The organism is Streptococcus oralis (assembly GCF_004127215.1).
Classification (GTDB): Bacteria; Bacillota; Bacilli; order Lactobacillales; family Streptococcaceae; genus Streptococcus; species Streptococcus oralis_BD.
Map to the genome: position 1 here is coordinate 226033 of NZ_QEWJ01000001.1, position 19045 is coordinate 245077.

The window sequence follows — 19045 nt, forward strand, 5'->3', positions numbered from 1 at the left end:
TCACTTTTTGCCTAGAGCCGCCTGCTCCCGATAGAACTTCAACCAGATTTCCAACAAATGCTCTTCTGAGTACTCTTTGGAGATCTCGCGAGCTTTTTCTTTCAAGTCTTTCAACTTTTCAGGATGATTTTTGTATTCGAGAATGGCTTCTCTCATCTCTGAAACATCACTTGTAGCACGATAATTCCCATCGAGAATGACCTTGTATAGATCTAAATCCCTCAACATAATAGGCGCCTCGCAACTAGCAGCCTCTAAGATGGTCATAGGGAATAATTCATTGTAACTTGGTAGCAAGAAGATATCCGCCAAAGCGTAGAGCTCTCGCATTCGCTCAGGAGGAACAATACCTGGGAAAATTAGATTTTTAGGTGGATTGTCCATAATTTTTTTATAGCGTTCATAACCATCTGTCATCCCGCCAAATGAAAAACCTCCGGCCCAGATAAAAGTAATTTCTGGCAATTCCTCCGCAAGACGTATAAAGTCATCAATTCCTTTACGCTTCTGAACCTGACCTGCACCGACAACAACAAACTGATCTTCAGCTAAATCCATTTCCTTACGAAGTTTTGCTACTTGGTCAGCTGGCAGCGGATGCCATTTTTCTTTGTTTACAAAATTTGGAATATACGTTACTTTTTCACGTGGAATACCAGCTGCCACCAAATCTTCGATAAACATGGGATTGACCACCACCAAGTGTTCCATTCGGTTGTAAAAAGAGAAAACATAGCGTTTGATAATTCCCTTTAAGAAAAATGGAATTTTCAAACTTCCCTCAAGTGTATCAGGCAAAAAATGTACATAGCCAATTTTTCTCCCAGAGCGTTTCTTTTGGAAAGTAGACAAATAATAAGGGAAATCAATGGTATGAAAGTGAGTTACATCCGCCTCTACAGGAAGATTTTCCGTAACAATTAACTGGTCTTTGGCGTCACGATGTAGGAGACGGACCAACTCACGGTAGGCTCCTGATACTCCTTGACCAGCCACTTTTTCACTTGAGCTTAGCATATTAATACGCAATTTTTCGTTTTCCATACCTTTCATTATACCATTTTATTTCTAGAAAATCAGCAAAAGAAAGAGAGACCAGTGGAAAAAGGAGGAATTTATCCTATTTTCCAATCGTCTCTCATATTTTTCTACTGTTTATTTAATTCCTAGGGCGATACGCGCGTATCGGCTCATTTTTTCAACCGTCCAAGCTGGATACCAGACCAATTTGACCTCGGTATTAGTTACCTCAGGCACATCTGTCATCGCATCGTGTATCTGGTCTGTCAAAAGGTCAGCCAATGGGCAGCCCATAGTTGTCAAGGTCATATCAATTTCAGTGTGGCCAGTTTCACCATCAAAACGAATTTCATAAATCAAACCTAGGTTGACAATATCAATCCCCAACTCAGGGTCGATGACTTCTTCCAAGGCATTTAAAATGCGTGTTTTGATAGTCTCAATTTGCTCTTCTGTATAAGCCATATTCATCCTCACTCTAATCTTCAATAAAATCACGAAGCGGTTTGCTGCGACTTGGTTGACGCAATTTTCTCAAAGCCTTGGCCTCGATCTGACGGATACGTTCACGAGTTACGTTAAAAACTTTGCCAACATCTTCAAGGGTGCGCATTTTCCCATCATCCAAACCGAAACGAAGGCGCAGAACGTTTTCTTCACGGTCTGTGAGAGTATCCAAGACTTCATCCAACTGTTCACGCAAAACGATACGAGTTGTGTAGTCCACTGGATTTTCAATCACTTCGTCTTCGATAAAGTCCCCAAGGTGGCTATCGTCCTCTTCACCAATCGGTGTTTCAAGGGATACTGGTTCTTGGGCGATTTTCAAGATTTCACGGACCTTGTCAGGTGTCATATCCATACGCTCAGCGATTTGTTCAGGAGTTGGATCTTGGCCCAATTCTTGAAGGAGATTACGCTGTTCACGGACAAGCTTGTTAATGGTTTCCACCATGTGAACAGGAATACGAATGGTACGAGCCTGATCAGCGATGGCACGAGTGATCGCCTGACGAATCCACCAAGTTGCGTAAGTAGAAAACTTGAATCCTTTTGAATAGTCAAACTTATCCACGGCCTTCATCAAGCCCATGTTTCCTTCTTGAATCAAGTCAAGAAACTGCATACCACGACCTACGTAGCGCTTAGCAATCGAAACTACCAAACGTAGGTTGGCTTCTGCAAGACGTTGTTTGGCTTCGATATCACCAGCTTCAACAGCTAGGGCCAATTCTTTTTCTTCTTCGTTGGTCAAGAGAGGAACAACCCCAATTTCCTTCAAATACATACGGACAGGGTCATTAACCTTAGCAGAAGTTGAACCAATCAAGTCCTCATCACTGAGCTCTGGCTCTTCTTCTGTACTAAGCACACGCGCACTTGGATTCCCTTCGTTATCAGTGATAGAAATTCCAGCATCCTGAATCCGTTGCAAAAGGTCTTCAATGCCGTCTGCATCTAAGGTAAAAGGAATAACCAGACTTGAATTGATTTCGTCATCTGTTGCTGTTCCTGTTTTTTTGTGGTTACGGATAAAGTCTGCTACTTGCACATCAAATGTCGTTACTTCTTTTTGTTTTGTTGCCATTATTACTCCATTCTTCTCTTTTGGGAAATCAATCGTTGCAATTCTTCCAAGGCTGTGTCTGTATCTCCTACATGACTAGCTTCCTGCACTTTCTTTTTAATTCGTAAGTTGTCCTTGCTGAGGAGGGCACGGTTTCGAGTTTCTTCGACTTCCACTAGCTCCTGAGGCGACATCTCAGCTGGCAAATCCAGACTAAGCACATGGTACCAAGCATTTTCAACTTCAGGACTCTGATGAGAAAGTTCCTCTGATCCGATTTCTCCCTCTACACTTAATAATTCGTAAAGAATCTGAAATTCTGGGGTATCAAAGAAAAAATCTTCTCTTAATCGGTAGTCATTTAACACAACTGGATTTTCAGCCATCCTATAAAGGAGATGAGCCTCTGCTCTCATGACTGCTGTCAGTTGCCGCGTCACAGGTAAACTAATCGCTACTGGCGTAGGATGCTCTTTGACCCTCTCCTGCCTTTGAACAATCCGACTTTCATTTACAATCTGTTCCACCTGCTGGTAATCAAAGGAAGGTAGGTTATCCGCCAGAATGTGGATGTAAGAATTCTGGGCTGTGATTGACTTTTCTTTGGCGATTAAGGGCGCAATCTTTTCAATGAACTCAATTTGCGCTTGCAAGTTATCACTATTCTCAGGTTTGAGTTGGTAAATATAGAACTCTATGGGACTGATACGTGTCTTGGTTAAGAGGTAGGCCAGATCTTCAGGAGAATTCTTTTGCAAATACTCATCTGGATCCATGGCATCAGGTACTCGAACAACCTCCACTGAGAAGTCTTCTAATTCCTCTAGAGCCTTGGCTGTTGCTGCCTGCCCTGCCTTGTCACCATCATAGCTGAGAACTATCTTTTTGGTAAAGCGTTTGAGGTGGTCAACATGCTCCTTGCTTAAGGCTGTTCCCATGGAAGCCACAGCATTTTCTATACCAGCACGGTAGGCTGCGATCACATCCATGAAACCTTCCATCAGATAGAGCTCTGTAATCTTACCTGTTCCCTTTTTTGCCTTGTCCAAATGATACAATTCGTAACTCTTGTTAAAAATTGCAGTCGAGCGACTATTTTTATATTTGGCAGTCTGACTATCCGTTTCTTGCCAGATACGACCTGAAAATGCAATAACCTGCCCCTTGTCATTGGTCAAAGGAAAGATGATCCGTCCAAAAAAAGTATCATAAAATTGATTACCATCTGACAGATAAAACAAGCCCGAATCCAATAAATCCTTTTCCTCAAACTTGTCAGATAAACGTTGGTAGAGATAGGTTCTCTCTGCTGGAGCTAGTCCAATCTGGAAGTGCTTCAGAACATCATCCGTCAATCCACGTTTGTAGAGATAAGCCCTTGCTTCTTCTCCCATCTTGGTCGTCATGAGGATGGCATGGTAAAAACGGGCGGCTTCTTCATGCATATCATATAGAGCTTGATGAGGTGAAGCCTGTTGAGGACGAGACTGTACAGGCATAGCTAGTTGAATACCGACACGCTCTCCTAAGAGTTGAACGGCTTCCATGAAGGACACACCTTGGTATTCTTCGATGAACTTAAAGACATCTCCTGAACGCCCACATCCAAAACAGTGATAAAACTGCTTGTCTTCCACAACGTTGAAAGAGGGGGTCTTTTCACCATGAAAAGGACAGAGCCCTAAATAGTTCCGTCCAGCCTTCTGTAAAGAAATCACATCACCTATGACTTCCACAATGTTGGCATTGTTTTTGATTTCTTCAATGACTTGTTTGTCAACCATACACAATACCTCCATCTTATCATAGTTTCACGTAAACTAGTATAGCTTATTTCTGAAAAAAAGTAAACCATTTCATACGCTTTCCGTAATTCTCTTTGCCTTATTTTTCTTGATAGAATGGGAAGATAAAAAACTCAGAAACACTTCCATGTTTCTAAGTTAATCTTCACTATTTTTTGATGATTATTTAACTCATCTATTCAAATAATTGATAGTAGTCTGAGATTTCCATCTTAGCTTTTTCTTCTTTATTGAGGTCTTGGATGATACGACCTTCCTTCATGACAATCAGACGATTTCCATACTTTAGTGCGTCCTCCATATGGTGGGTAATCATTAAGGCTGTCAGATGGTCTTTGCTGACAAATTCATCTGTTAACTCCATCAATGCAACACTGGTCTTTGGGTCGAGAGCTGCTGTGTGTTCATCCAACAGGAGCAACTCTGGTCGCTTTAAGGTTGCCATCAAGAGACTCAAGGCCTGGCGCTGACCGCCTGATAGAAACTCAATCGGAGTGTCCAAATGTTTTTCAAGGCCATTTCCCACTTTTTCAATGGTTGCCTGAAACTCTTCTCTATGGCTTGATAGCCTTCTAGGAAGGAGTCCTCTCTTCTCACCACGAAACTTGGCAATCAAGAGATTTTCCGCTACCGTCATACGGGGAGCCGTACCCATCTTAGGATCCTGAAAGACGCGAGACAAATACTTAGCCCTCTTTTCAGGTGAAAAATGAGTCACATCCTCGCCCATGATACGGATACTTCCGCTTGTTAAAGGTAGGGTGCCTGCAATAGTGTTAAAAAGCGTTGACTTTCCAGCTCCATTTCCACCTAGGATGGTAATGAAATCATGTTCAAAAATTTCCAGAGAAATATCATTCAGAATGATTTTTTCCTCGTCAAAGCCATTCGTGATGACTTTGGTAGCATTTTTTAATTCTACAATTGCTGTCATTTGCTAAACTTGACTCCTTTCAGGTATTTGCTTTTGAAGGTTGGAATCATAAGGCAAACCGCTAAGATTAAGGCGCTGTACAAACGAAGATAACTTGTGTTAAATCCAAGAGCAATCACTCCCCAAACGAGGAACTGATAAGCGATAGACCCTACAACGATGGTCATGAGTCGTTCTGCCAGGGTCAAACTCTTGAACAAAACCTCACCAATAATCAAGCTAGCAAGTCCTACGACAATCACTCCAATTCCTCGAGAAACATCCGCATATCCTTCTTGTTGAGCAATCAAAGCACCCGCAAGCGCGATAATCCCATTTGAAAGAACCAAACCCATGAGTTCCATACGACCAGTATGAATTCCAAAACTACGAGCCATGTCAGGATTATCACCTGTAGCGATGTAGGCCTGACCTAGTTTGGTATCTAGGAAAAAGAGCATGAGACCAATAACAAGGGCAACAAAAATAAATCCAGTCAGGAGTTGATTGAGGTCCGAATCAAAGGGCAAGACATCCTGAATTTGCTTGGTTCCAAGAAGCCCCAGATTGGCACGCCCCATAATCATGAGCATGATGGAATGGCAAGAAGTCATGACCAAAATTCCTGATAAGAGAGTTGGAATGTTTCCTTTGGTATATAAGAGACCTGTCGCCATTCCAGCTAGACAGCCTGCTCCTACTGCAGCCAAGGTCGCTAAAAATGGATTCACCCCTTGCGTTATCAAGGTTACAGCGACTGCTCCCCCTAGAGGAAAAGAACCCTCAGTTGTCATATCAGGAAAATTTAGAATTCGAAAGGTCATAAAGATTCCCAAACCTAAAATCGCCCATACCATTCCCTGAGAAATAATGGATACTATCATAATCTTTCACTCATTTCTTTCTTTAGTAAAAATGGGAGGAGATGTCTCCAACTCCCCCTTTATCCTTATTCAATCACTTGTCCTGCTTCTTTTAGAACAGACTCAGGAATGGTAATACCAAGTTCCTGCGCTAGTTTTTTATTAATCACTGACTTACCAGTTGAAAAGACATTAACTGGCGTATCAGCTGGTTTTTCACCTTTCAAAACTTTGGCAATCATTTTACCAGTAGCCACTCCAAGATCGTGTTGGTCAACTACTACAGATGCTAATCCACCTGCTTCTACCATGGCAGTGGCACTTGGGTAGATTGGCTTTTTAGCTGTTTGATTACTTGAAACAACTGTTGAGAATGCGGATGCAATGGTGTTGTCAATTGGAACCCAAATTGCATCGACCTTGCTTGTCATGACATTAACTGTTGAAGCAATTTCATTTGTTGAAGGAACGGCAAATGTTTCGACTGTCAAACCTGCTTTTTCAGCATAAGCCTTGAATTCTTCTACCTGTGTTTTTGAGTTATCTTCGCTACTTGAGTAGAGAGCGCCGATTGTTTTGACATTTGGTGTGAGAGTTTTTATCAACTCTACTTGTTGTTCAGCAGGGTTGTGGTCTGACACCCCTGTGATGTTGCCACCTGGTTTTTTCAAATCCTTGACCAAGTTAGCACCGATTGGGTCTGTAATAGCAGCCATGATAACAGGTAGGTCTTTTGTAACACTAGCAAGTCCTTGAGCAGCTGGTGTCGCAATCCCAACAACAACGTCGTTTCCATTAGCAACCAATTGTTTACTCATGGTTGCAACCTTGCTCTGATCGCCTTCAGAGTTCATAAAGTCGATTTTTACCTGGTCGTCCTTATAGCCTTCTTCAGCTAGTCCATCTTGAATCCCTTGGTAAATCAAGTCCAAGGATGGGTGACTAACAAATTGAAGGACACCAACCTTAGCAACCTTTTGCTCTTCCTTAGCTACTGGCTTGTTCATTGAAGAATAGATCAAGCTAGCCACTACCAATACTGCTAATCCAGCGATAATTCCAATTAAACGTTTATTTTTCATATTTTTTCTCCTTTAAATCACTTGTACTATACTCTTTTCACTCAAAACAAGCGACGCCATCGTTTAAATTCCATAAGTCTCCTCCAACAAAAAAGTCCTCACACAAAAAACTTGTGTGAGGACGTCGATGCGCGGTGCCACCTCAATTATAGGGATTATCCCTATCGCTCTTTCTCGCATTCACGAGTTGCACTGTAAGGTGTGCTCACCGAATTTTTATGATTTCAAATTCCTAAGAACATTCAGCCCAATTTTCATCACTTTCATTTATCTGTTTCCACCAACCACAGATTCTCTAAAAAACTTCAATGATTACTTTCTGAATGTTTAAATTATATCATTTTTCAACTACTTGTCAAGCTTATTTTTAGAATTTTTTAAACAATTCAAAAACTTCCCCTTGAAAAAAGAGGAAGTTTGTAGAATATCAGCCTGAATTACGCAAACCTGTTGCAATTCCGTTGATAGTTGTATGGATCAGTTTTTCTTCGTCAGCTGACAATTCGCCGCGACGTTGACGTTTGATCAACTCCAACTGAATGTAGTTCAGGATATTAAAGTAAGGCATACGATAGTTTAGACTGTCTTTTAGGTAAGAGTTTTCTGCCAAGAGTTCGTCATAACCTTCGATAGCTAAAATAACGTCCTTAGTCAACTGCCATTCATCTAAAATAGTGTAGTAGATAGCCTGCACTTCTTCATCTTCACAGAGCTTGGCATATTCAAAAGCAATGTTCATATTAGACTTAGATAAGACCATGTCCACATTAGAGAGCAGGGATTGGAAGAAAGGCCAGTTTTGGTACATATCACGAAGAAACTCGATATTCTTTGGATCTTGATCAATAAATTCTTTGAAGCTTGATCCCACTCCGTACCATCCAGGGAACATGACACGGCTTTGTGACCATGAGAAGACCCAAGGAATGGCACGCAAACCGCCAATTTCAGTGATGGTCTTACGAGCTGCTGGACGCGAACCGATATTGAAGCTTGAAATAGCCTTGATTGGACTTGATTCAAAGAAATAGTCATAGAAATGTTCATTTCCAAAGACCAAATCACGGTAGATATCGTAGCTACGGTCCACTACTTGATCCATGATAGCTTCGTAACGATTTGATGTATTGGTATCACTCTTCTTCTTGGTAATCATACGGTTAATGGCTGCAGAAACCAACATTTCAAGGTTATAATAGGCAGCATCTTTGTTTCCGTATTTGTTTCCAATCACTTCTCCTTGCTCAGTCAGACGGATACGGTCCTTGATGGATTTGAGTGGTTGGGATGTGATAGCTTCATAAGTAGGGCCACCACCACGACCAACGGTACCACCACGACCGTGGAAGAAAGTAACTTTAACGCCAAATTCATCCCCAATAGCAGTCAGTTGTTGTTGAGCTTTATATAATGTCCAACATGATGACAGGTATCCACCGTCCTTATTACTATCAGAATAGCCAAGCATGATTTCTTGGTAGTTGTCTTTTGAAGCAATCCATTTTTTAGCCAAAGGAAGAGAGAAATATCTTCTCATAGTCTCTTCTGAGTGATCTAAGTCCTCGATCGTTTCAAAGAGGGGAACAATCTGAACGCGGGCTTTTTGAGCATCTACCAAGCCGACTTCCTTGAGCATGATGGCTAGTTCGAGCATATCAGACACGCTAGTTGCATGAGAAATGATGGTTTGACGAATGACATTTTCACCCAGTTTATCCTTCAACTTGCGCGCAGCTTTAAAGATAGAGAGTTCTTTTTCAAGCAGTTCTGACTTTTCAGCATGAGTCGCTGAGAGGATACGAGGATCTTCTTCCAACTCTTTTAAGAGGAGGGTACATTTTTCGTCTTCAGAAAGGTCGCTATAATGGTCGTTAATACCAGCTGATGCTAGCAATTCTGCCACACAGGCTTCGTGAACACTAGAATCTTGGCGCATATCAATAGAAGCAAGGTAGAAACCAAAAATTTCGACAGCTTGCATCAACTCGACAAATTCTCCTGAAATCAGGTATTCTCCTTTGTTCTCAAGGAGAGAGTCGCAAATGGCCAACAAATCTTGATAAAATTCATCTGCAGTGGCATATCTAGGTTGAAGGTCCTTGTCTTCAATCAAATAAGCCTTGGTTGCCTGCATCTTAGCTTGGATATCAAAGAGAGCACGACGATAGAGTTCTTTTTCACGATAAATCGAGTTGTCCTGAGACTTCAGCGCCATCTCACGAACCTTGTCGCTGACATTCACGATGCTGGTTGAAAGTGAGAATTCACGATAGAGGTTATAAATCTTCTCATCGTAGTAATTCATGATGACTTCACACTGGGTCAAGGCTGATTTGTTGAGGGTTTCTGCAGTTACGAAAGGATTTCCATCACGGTCTCCTCCGATCCACATCCCCATGGTAATCGGTTTTGGATGTTGGAGTTCGATTCCTTGTTCCTTAGCTAGTTTCTTATACTCAGCTGTCAAACGAGGAACAGCATTCAAGAAAGAACTTTGATAGTACTCCATCACGTTGGTGATCTCGTTGGTTACTTTCAATTTCTTCTCGCGAATCATGTCCGTTTGCATGATAATTTCAATATAACGACGGAGATCCGTGTGCCATTTTTCTTTATTAATCAAACCTAGTTTGACATCACGGTACTTGCGCAAGAGAGTATGGATATGGTTGGTCAAGTCTAACATACTCTTGCGTTGTACTTGCGTTGGATGGGCAGTTAAGACAGGAACGACATTTAACTTTTCTAAAATTTCAGCTGCATTTTCTTTTTCAGCCACCATCTTAATGGTTGTAGATAATTTTCCTAGATAGTCCTGGTCGATATTGTTTTGATGGTTAATCTCGTAAGCCAAATCCACATCTTCAGAGATATTGATCAAGAGTGGAAGGATTGAGAAATAGCGAGAAATATAAATCATTTCTTCATTCGAAAGACTGGTCACCAATTTATTGAGTCCTTGATAGTCTTCGCTTGTAGACAAGTTCTTCAACTGCATGATTTTATCAAAGGTCTCTGGGGCCAGTATATTTTTTGTGATATCTTCTAATAGCTCCGTCAAAATCAAGACTTCTTCTTGGACAACGGCTTTATTGCTATAGTTTTCTAATTTTTGAAGTGACATAAACTTTCCTTTCCATACAATCTTTACAGAGTAGCAGAAGTTTGACTTTCATATTCTCTGATAAGTTTGGCACGTTTTTCACTGGCATCGATATTTAGTACAAAGGCAATGGCTACGGATAAGACCAGGAGACTATTCCCCCCTTGTGAAAGGAAGGGGAAGGTTACCCCTGTAGAAGGAATTAACCCGGAAATCCCACCAATATTGACAAAGACCTGAACAAGGATCATGCCTCCGACACCGATAGCAACCATAGAGTTAAAGGGATCCTTAGCTCGAATACCGACTAGGATGATTCTCAAAATCAAGAAGAAGAGGAGTGCCAAAATCATACTCGCTCCTACAAATCCAAATTCCTCAATAACGATCGAAAAGACGAAATCTGTGTGGGCTTCTGGCAAATAACCACGCTTTTCGATGGAATTTCCTAATCCAAGTCCAAACCAGCCACCATTCACCATGGCATAGTAGGAATTTGCAAGCTGATGTCCTGCGCCTGCCAAGTCATTAAAAGGATTAAAGAAGGCACTGAAACGTTTAGCAACGTAGCCAAACACTGGAATTTGAGAAAACTTTTCAACCCCGACAAAGCGAATGACAGACAAGACTAGAATCGAACCACCTGCCAAAAGAGCTAAGAAAGTTGAAAACCAACGGTAGGCAATCCCACTGACTGTATACATAATCAGTGATACCATCACCAAGATAGTCGCATTTCCCAAATCTGGGAAAATTCCCAAACTACCTATCAAAATCAACAAAACAAAACGCCAGTCATTAAAAGCACGAGGCAGCCATTGATTTTGGGTCAAGACTTGAAAATCATAGACCGCTATCTCATCTTGTTGTTTTGAAAATCGATGGGCTAGGTACCAAATAATAATAATCTTTAGGTACTCTGCGGGTTGAATCGTCACTGGCCCTACAGAAATCCAACCATAGGCACCATTGATTGGGGTACCAATTAACCGCGCCAAAGCCAAGAGAATCATCTCCACAAACATAACGATAAAAATCAAGCGTTCATTTCTTAAAAAACCAAGTTTCAGTTTATAAATTAAGGCAATCAAAATCAAACTGATTATCCAAAACATTCCTTGGTTCCGAGCTAACTGAAGAGCGCTTTTCCCCTCTTGGATCAGGGTAGCACTCGTCGTTGAGTAAACGACGATTAGACCCAAAATCGATAAAAGGAGGTAAGGAATCAAAATGGAATAGTTCAATAGGTGCCTTTTACTAATTTTCATATGTCACCACTCTAATAGGAACAGAGAAATCTGTTCCCAATTCCGTTTTATTTTCTAGTTTTGATTGCTATTATACCATTTTTTCAGAAAGAAAAAAACTCTTATCCTTTAATCCTTCGAATTTTGCTCTTTGGACTAAATTGATTAGAAAAAAATACAAACTTCAAGACAAAGTTTGTATTTTTCTTTTTTATTCTGCTGATGAGCTACTGCTTGAACTTGAGCTTGAGTCTCCACTTCCAATATATTGAGCAAAAATACTCTGGAAAGCAGGGTCTTTTATTTTAATATTTGCTGCTTGGAATTCTTTTCCGATGACACTCTGAACGAAGGAAGCATCGTTTTGTTTCTGTGTCAAAATGACAGTTTTTAATTTTTCTTTGTAATCATCTAAATTTGAGGATTTTTCTGTTTTCTTGGTTACTTTGATGATGTAGAATTGGCTACTATAAGCTTGGGGACCAGTTGCTCTAATCACATCAGACACCCCATTCACATCCAAGGCAAAGGCAGCCTTCTTGACTTGTTCTGGAAGTTCAGTAGATGCCGAGTCAAAAGTGATTTCTCCACCATTTTCTTTTGTCTTGTCATCATTTGAGTTGTCTTTTGCCAACTGGGCAAAATCAGCTCCTTCAGCTTTTGCTTTTTCGAGCACTTCTTTTGCCTTGTCTTCATTATCCATACGGATGATTTGTGCTGTCACATCGGGTGTGTAAGCTTCGAAAGCTTTTTGGTAAGCTTCATCAGTCAGTTCATTTTCCGCTGCTTTTTTAACTGCCAATTCAACTAATTTGCTGGTGCGAATTTGAGCTTTACGAGTTTCAGGAGTCATTCCTGCACGTGAAAGAACATTTTGATAACTGTCCCCATATTTCTTCTGCTCTTCGGCAACAGCGTCATCTACTTCTTGTTCAGTCACTTCAGACCCATATTGCTTTTCAAATACTTTTTCTATCGTCATATTGAGCAAGACTTGTTGTGCAGTTGGGTTGTTTTTAGCTTGTTCATAAAATTGGTGTTCGGTGATAACATCACCCTTCATGCTGATGAGGTCAGCCCCTTCAGAACTTTTTGAACAAGCAGCCAAAGTCGCTACAGATAATAAAGTAATGGCTCCTGCCAATAGTTTTTTCTTCATGTTTACTCCTTTTTCTAAAAACGGTCAAAAATTTCTCTAGACCGACTCAATCATTATACCATATTTTATAGCAGATAACTTAAATAAGACTAAAAATAGTAGCTTTTAAATTTTTAACGATTCAATTTTTTTCATTCCAAAAAGAACCTGAACAATCGTTCAAGTCCTTTGTTTGTCTTGTATTATTTTTTAGTGACGTCCTTTGTAAGTCAAGCCTGCTAGACCAAGACTTGCAAGAAGGAAGCCTGCAAATCCAAGAATTGAATTTTGTTCGCCAGTGTTTGGTAAAGCTGTAGTTTCGGTTTTCGAAACAGGTTTGTCAGCTTTAGTGTTTGAATCTTGCCCAACAGGATTTATAGGAGCTGTTGGAGCGTTATTTAAACCAGTTTGTGGTTTGGTAGTTGGTTTGTTAGTTTCTGGTTTAGCAACAGGCTTTTCTGACGGTTTCACTTCTGGTTTTGGAGTTTCTGAAGGCTTAGTTTCCGGCTTAACTTCTGGTTTTGGAGTTTCTGAAGGCTTAGTTTCCGGTTTCACTTCTGGTTTCGGAGTTTCTGAAGGCTTAGTTTCCGGTTTTACCTCTGGTTTCGGAGTTTCTGAAGGTCTCGTTTCCGGTTTCACTTCTGGTTTCGGAGTTTCTGAAGGCTTAGTTTCCGGCTTAACTTCTGGTTTTGGAGTTTCTGAAGGCTTAGTTTCCGGTTTTACTTCTGGTTTTGGAGTTTCTGAAGGCTTAGTTTCCGGTTTTACCTCTGGTTTCGGAGTTTCTGAAGGTTTAGTTGCCGGTTTCACTTCTGGTTTTGGAGTTTCTGAAGGCTTAGTTTCCGGCTTAACCTCTGGTTTCGGAGTTTCTGAAGGTTTAGTTTCCGGTTTCACTTCTGGTTTTGGAGTTTCTGAAGGCTTAGTTTCCGGCTTAACTCCTGGTTTTGGTGTATCAGAAGGTTTAGTTTCCGGTTTAACTTCTGGTTTTGAAGTCTCTGAAGGTTTAGTTTCTGGTTTTACTTCTGGTTTTGAAGCCTCTGAAGGTTTAGTTTTCGGTTTTACTTCTGGTTTTGGAGTTTCAGATGGTTTAGTCTCTGGTTTTACTTCTGGTTTTGGCGTATCAGAAGGTTTAGTTTCCGGTTTCACTTCTGGTTTTGGAGTTTCAGATGGTTTAGTCTCAGGTGTCACCTCTGGTTTCGGAGTTTCTGAAGGTTTAGTTGCCGGTTTTACTTCTGGTTTCGGTGTTTCTGAAGGCTTAGTTTCCTGCTTAACCTCTGGTTTCGGAGTTTCTGAAGGCTTAGTTTCCGGTTTCACTTCTGGTTTTGGTGTTTCTGAAGGTTTAGTTTCCGGTTTTACTTCTGGTTCCGGAGTCGGAGTTGGCGTTGGTGCTGGATCTGGCGTTGGTGCTGGATCTGGCGTTGGTGCTGGATCTAACTTCTTATATCTTAGGTATCCTTCCAGATACCCATCATTAGCACCGTAAAAGTATGTGCTTGCGATATTATAGGTTAAGTTATAGCCCGGCATCCAGGAAAAATTTGATACCACTTGGTGTCCTTCAATATCCTTGTAGATATTTACAGACTCACCAGGGTTTAGGACCCCAGTATACATAGGTGCTATTTCTCTACTATGCTCATCTAAATACCTAATGCGGATTTTGATTTGCCCTTGCCGTTCTTCAGCTTTTACGACAGTATACCCAAAAATAGGTGAATCAGTCAAAGCTGGAGCAACAACACCAAGAGCTGCAACAGAGAGCAAAGAAATACCAAGTTTGGTCACTTTATTTGTTTTCATAATTTCCTCCTTAGGAATGTAGACTACTTTTGAATGTGTGTAAATACTACAAAAATCCTAATTTTTTGATATTAGTGCTTCGAACAATTCACCTCAACCACTTAAACGACAAAGGTTTTGGTGTATCGTGTAACGACCGTTAAACGATACACTTAAAAAACAAAAAAATACAAATCCAACACAGGCTCAAATCCTTGTTAAATTCGTATTTTCTGAAATATTCACATTGTTATTTTGAATGTTTCGCAAAACGGTCGTTAATCGAAACATATTTACGCCTTCATTGTAGCATTTTATCTTGTTTTTAGCAAGAATTTTGCGAAACATTTTTACGATTGATGGCCACCTTGTTTCATTCCAAGACTTTATAGATGGTTGAGGTCGAAATTCGTTCTGTTTTTGCTATTGTTCTGATGCTTGATTCCCCTGCCAAATACTGCTCAACAATTCTCTCTTCCTTATCTCTTGATATTCGCTTAGCACCTAGTTTGACACCATTTTCCTTGGCTTTCCGAAGTCCTTCACGGGTACGAAATCGCAGATTTTCCAGTTCACTTTCTGCCACAAATCCTAAAATCATACAAAGTAACCTACCAATGAGCGAATCGGTTTCCAGTTTTTCATGCAAACTAACTAGCTGAATATCAGAAGCATTAAATTGTTCAATTAGTTCTAGCAATTTGAACATGGAGCGGGTGAGCCTATCAAGCTTGTAGATGGTGAAAGTGACTTGCATTCCTTTTTTTGAAAGCGTTTGAGCCAATTTTAAGGCCTTTTCGAGTTCTGGACGTACATTGTTGGAACCAGATTCACGCTCGATAAAAAGCTGGTCACAATGCTTGAGAGCATCAATTTGCACCTCTAAGCCCAAATCTTGCTTGTGGGTTGAAACGCGTGCATAGCCGATATTGATGATGTTTTGAGACATAAAAATCCTCCTATTACTTGGTACAGGAGGATTGTACTATTTTTTAATTTATTCCATTTCTGGCAAAGTTACATTTTCCACATTCTTTCGTAGCATGAGAATGCCGTCTCCAAGTGGAACTAGAGTCGCCGTTAAATCTGGATTGTCCAAAGTTGCGTCGAACAGTCTTTGCAAACCACGGTAAATGGTGCGTTGACCCCGACGGACTTCCATGATATCCTTGGCAACATCGCCTCCTTGGAAGATATCATCCAAAACTACTACTCCACCAACTTCCAAGTGTTTGAGGATTTCTGGTAGAAAGACGATGTACTTAGACTTGGCCGAATCCATAAAGACAAAATCATAAGTTTCTGTCAAGGTTGACAAGACATCGACTGCATCTCCCTCTAGGAGGGTGATTTGTTTGCGCCTGTCAAACTGGGTAAAATTTTCCTTGGCAAAGCCGATCATCTCAGGATTACGGTCAATAGTTGTAATCTTAGCATTTGGGGCATGTTCCGCCATCAGGAGAGCTGAGAAGCCAATTGCCGTTCCAATCTCCAAAATGTTCTTGGGCTGCAGACTTTCCATGAGAAAACGGAAATATGCGACTGTTTCATGAGGAATAATGGGAATATTTTCCTTACGAGCGAAGGTTTCCAATTCTTTCAAAGAACCAGTCACCTGCTTTTGACGCTGGCGCATGAGTTCAACGATTTCTTCCTTGACGACGGGACGACGCATATTGTGATTGGCATTTTTACTATAAGACTCTACCATCTTAAGCTAGTCCCAATTTTTCAACAAGAGCTTCAAACTCGTTCAAGCGACGTTCAAAGACTGCAAAGGCATCGTTGAGATAGTCTTCCTTCTCCATATCCACTCCCGCTTTTCTCATAACATTGAGAGGATAGTCAGACTTACCTGCCTTGAGGTAGTCGATATAACGGTCACGGTCTTCCTGACTACCATGGACAATCTTCTCAGCCAAGGCTGAAGCCGCTGCAAAACCAGTCGAATATTGGTATACATAGTAGTTATAGTAGAAGTGAGGAATGCGTGCCCATTCGTATTGGATTTGAGGATTGTCTCCTTTGCTGAGTCCATAGTACTCTTGGTTCAAGTCAGCGTAGAGTTTATTCAGGAAATCACTGGTCAAGACTTCTCCATTTTGGTCTGCTTGGTGGATGGCATGTTCAAACTCAGCAAATTGAGTTTGACGGAAGACTGTTCCACGGAAACTGTCCAAGAAGTTATTAAGGATAGCAAAGCGAGTTTCATCGTCGTCTACTTCTGCCAGTAATTTCTCCGTCAAGATATTTTCATTGGTCGTTGAGGCAATCTCTGCCAAGAAGATAGAGTAATCTCCGTAAACATATGGTTGGGTTTCACGAGTATAGCTAGAGTGCATACTGTGACCAGTCTCGTGTACTAGGGTAAAGAGATTATCTAAGTTATCCTGCCAGTTAAGAAGCATAAAGGCATTTGTGTCGTAAGATCCACCAGAATAGGCACCAGAACGCTTGCCTTGGTTTTCATAGACATCAATCCAACGCTCGCTAAAGGCACGTTTGACACGGCTCAAGTAGTCGTCACCCAAGACCGCCAAGGCTTCTTCAGCTTTTTTCAAGGCTTCTTCGTAGGTAAAGCTATAATCTACTGACGAAAGTGGTGTGTAGACATCGTACATCTTGAGATCTGAAATTCCCAAGATTTTAGAGCGGAGTTCAAGGTAACGATGCAAGAGTGGCAAATGCTTGCGAACTGCTGCTACTAGATTGTCATAGACACTCTCTGGGACAAAGTTGGCTGCAAGGGCTGCATGGCGAGCACTCTTATAGTTGCGAACTTTTGCTCGGTAGTTTTGCACCTTGACATTTGTCTGTAAAGTCTTCGCGTAAGTGTGCTGGAACTGCTCGTACGTCGCATAGAGGGCTTCATAGGCACCACGGCGCACTTCACGATTTTTAGACTCCATTAAGCGAATGTAAGTACCGTGTGAGAGCTGCACTTCATTGCCTTCATCATCAAGGACGTATGGGAAGCTAATATCAGCATTGTCCAAGATGGCAAAGGTTTCACTAGCAGCGCCAAAGATTTCTCCTGCGCCAGCAAGCAATTCTTCCTCACGTTGCGAAAGAACATGGTCCTTCTTTTGCAAGAGCTTGTCAAAAAAGTGTTTGTAAACTTGGAGTTTTGGTTGAGCTTCTAGGAAGGCTGCATACTGCTCTTGGCTAATCTCCATAAACTCTGGTTCGTAGAATGAAAAGGCCTGTTCTAACTGACTGTATAGAGTCATTGCCTTAGCATAGTACTCCTGATACTTAGCTTCACGCGTATCTTGGTCGTTTTTCATATGTGCATAGACATAAAGCTTTTCAACTTGACGTTCCAAGTCAAGTGAGAATTCTGTAATCTCAAGCAAACTGTCTGCGCTATCCAAGAGATGCCCCTCATACTGAGATGCTATTTGTACTTTTTCAGTTAAATCTTTCAAGGCTTCTTCCCAAGCCTGGTCTGTTGGGTAGATTGTTGAAAGATCCCATGTATCTTTTTCATTTATTTCATGTCGTTGTAATACCATAAGATTCCTCCATCCTTTCTATTTTATCACATTTTCTGAAAAATATAAGTGATAAAAGGCTGGTGGATAGAGCTTTTGGCGATTATTTTTTATATTTTTTTGATAGTAAGCGAAAAATTCTTTATAATAGCTACTTAAATCTTGATTAATTTGACAAAAATCTTCTGATTCTATTGGTCTAACTTGAGGATACCAGTCGTCCAGTTGACGGTTTAATAGATTATCTCCTCGTTGATAAGCCTCCTCCTGTTTTTTCATCCAGTAAGGCGTTTGGTAGTACAACTGTTGGCGAATGTAGTGACAGATAGTGGAATCTTGAGAAACTGTAAAACGAGCTAGCTTTTGTTTTTGATAAGGAAATCGTAGAATTTCCAAGAGGTTTCCTTGACCAAAGGGAAATTCCTTGACCTGAAAATGAAGCTTACCCCGTAGGTCCTGATGCAAAAGATATTTCAGTCTCAAAACTTGCTTTTTGAAATCTAGTTCCCATACATAGAATCCCATATTTTGACTAAAATAGAGAAATCCCCTTTGCAGTTGTGTCAGTCTCTCTTTTAACCAGAGTTTTTCTCCCAGTAGCCAGATAACTTGGTAGCCCTGACTACGGTAGCCTTGACTTCTATCGCATAAAAGCTTTTGGGACAAGGGACTACACTGGACCTCTAGCGCTAGTTTCTCATTTACGAGAACATCCGCTATCTGCTGAATCGCAGGCAGACTATATTCTACGGCAACCTGATTGTCCTTCTTGGCCCAGTGATAGAGGGCCTCTTTGTTGGCCAAGTGTTCTGGACTTTCATTCTCAAAAATAGCCATACAATCTCTTAAAGATTCATGAGCAAAATGCGTTCGCATGCTCTGCCCTTGACGTAATCGCAGTCCGCCCCCACAGGCGGGGCAGGTATAAGCCTGCTTGGTCACCTCTTTTTCGAGGGCATTTACCAAATTTCCCTTGCTATCTCTGGCTACAAACATGGACTACCTCCTTTTCTTTTCTATTCGAAAAAGAAGTAAAA

Annotated in this window: 15 protein-coding genes and 1 other annotated feature; all 15 genes read right to left on the reverse strand. The window is 41.1% G+C overall.

The window, feature by feature from the left end:
- Entirely contained in the window at positions 1–1053 is a 1053-nt protein-coding gene (locus DF216_RS01080; RefSeq protein ID WP_164978978.1) for a glycosyltransferase family 4 protein, read from the reverse strand.
- A 102-nt stretch (positions 1054–1155) separates the two neighbouring features.
- Entirely contained in the window at positions 1156–1485 is a 330-nt protein-coding gene (locus DF216_RS01085) for a metal-sulfur cluster assembly factor (RefSeq protein WP_000331930.1), read from the reverse strand.
- A gap of 13 nt (positions 1486–1498) precedes the next feature.
- Positions 1499–2608, reverse strand: coding sequence for an RNA polymerase sigma factor RpoD (gene rpoD / locus DF216_RS01090; RefSeq protein ID WP_000201893.1), 1110 nt, complete (start codon positions 2606–2608; stop codon positions 1499–1501).
- 2 nt (positions 2609–2610) lie between these two features.
- Positions 2611–4371, reverse strand: coding sequence for a DNA primase (gene dnaG / locus DF216_RS01095; RefSeq protein ID WP_129325669.1), 1761 nt, complete (start codon positions 4369–4371; stop codon positions 2611–2613).
- Positions 4372–4567: 196 nt separating this feature from the next.
- Positions 4568–5326 carry an ABC transporter ATP-binding protein gene (locus tag DF216_RS01100; protein ID WP_129325670.1) on the reverse strand — a complete coding sequence of 253 codons (759 nt, stop codon included), beginning with the start codon at positions 5324–5326 and terminating at the stop codon, positions 4568–4570.
- Complete coding sequence (locus DF216_RS01105) at positions 5323–6189, reverse strand: ABC transporter permease (RefSeq protein ID WP_129325671.1); 867 nt, start codon at positions 6187–6189, stop codon at positions 5323–5325. Before DF216_RS01105 ends, DF216_RS01100 begins: the two co-directional genes overlap by 4 nt.
- 65 nt (positions 6190–6254) lie before the next feature.
- Positions 6255–7250, reverse strand: a complete 996-nt coding sequence (trpX, locus tag DF216_RS01110) for a tryptophan ABC transporter substrate-binding protein (protein WP_129325672.1) — start codon at positions 7248–7250, stop codon at positions 6255–6257.
- A 114-nt stretch (positions 7251–7364) separates the two neighbouring features.
- Positions 7365–7581: a binding site (T-box leader), on the reverse strand.
- Positions 7582–7677: 96 nt separating this feature from the next.
- Entirely contained in the window at positions 7678–10374 is a 2697-nt protein-coding gene (gene ppc, locus DF216_RS01115; protein ID WP_129325673.1) for a phosphoenolpyruvate carboxylase, read from the reverse strand.
- 23 nt (positions 10375–10397) lie between these two features.
- Positions 10398–11621, reverse strand: coding sequence for a cell division peptidoglycan polymerase FtsW (gene ftsW / locus DF216_RS01120; RefSeq protein WP_084972253.1), 1224 nt, complete (start codon positions 11619–11621; stop codon positions 10398–10400).
- 190 nt (positions 11622–11811) lie between these two features.
- Positions 11812–12759 (reverse strand): peptidylprolyl isomerase PrsA, encoded by a 948-nt coding sequence (gene prsA / locus DF216_RS01125; protein WP_061453507.1) that lies wholly within the window; start codon positions 12757–12759, stop codon positions 11812–11814.
- Positions 12760–12948: 189 nt separating this feature from the next.
- Complete coding sequence (locus tag DF216_RS01130; protein WP_129325674.1) at positions 12949–14535, reverse strand: LPXTG cell wall anchor domain-containing protein; 1587 nt, start codon at positions 14533–14535, stop codon at positions 12949–12951.
- Positions 14536–14887: 352 nt separating this feature from the next.
- A complete protein-coding gene (locus DF216_RS01135; RefSeq protein ID WP_129325675.1) occupies positions 14888–15463 on the reverse strand; it encodes a recombinase family protein in 576 nt (191 codons plus the stop codon).
- A 48-nt stretch (positions 15464–15511) separates the two neighbouring features.
- The gene (locus DF216_RS01140; protein ID WP_129325676.1) at positions 15512–16225 is read right to left on the reverse strand and encodes an O-methyltransferase; all 714 of its coding nucleotides are present in this window, start codon (positions 16223–16225) and stop codon (positions 15512–15514) included.
- Between the two features lies 1 nt (position 16226).
- On the reverse strand, positions 16227–18029 hold the full coding sequence (gene pepF / locus DF216_RS01145) for an oligoendopeptidase F (RefSeq protein ID WP_129325677.1): 1803 nt from the start codon (positions 18027–18029) through the stop codon (positions 16227–16229).
- A gap of 18 nt (positions 18030–18047) precedes the next feature.
- On the reverse strand, positions 18048–19004 hold the full coding sequence (locus tag DF216_RS01150; RefSeq protein WP_129325678.1) for a competence protein CoiA: 957 nt from the start codon (positions 19002–19004) through the stop codon (positions 18048–18050).
- Between the last annotated feature and the right edge of the window lie 41 nt (positions 19005–19045).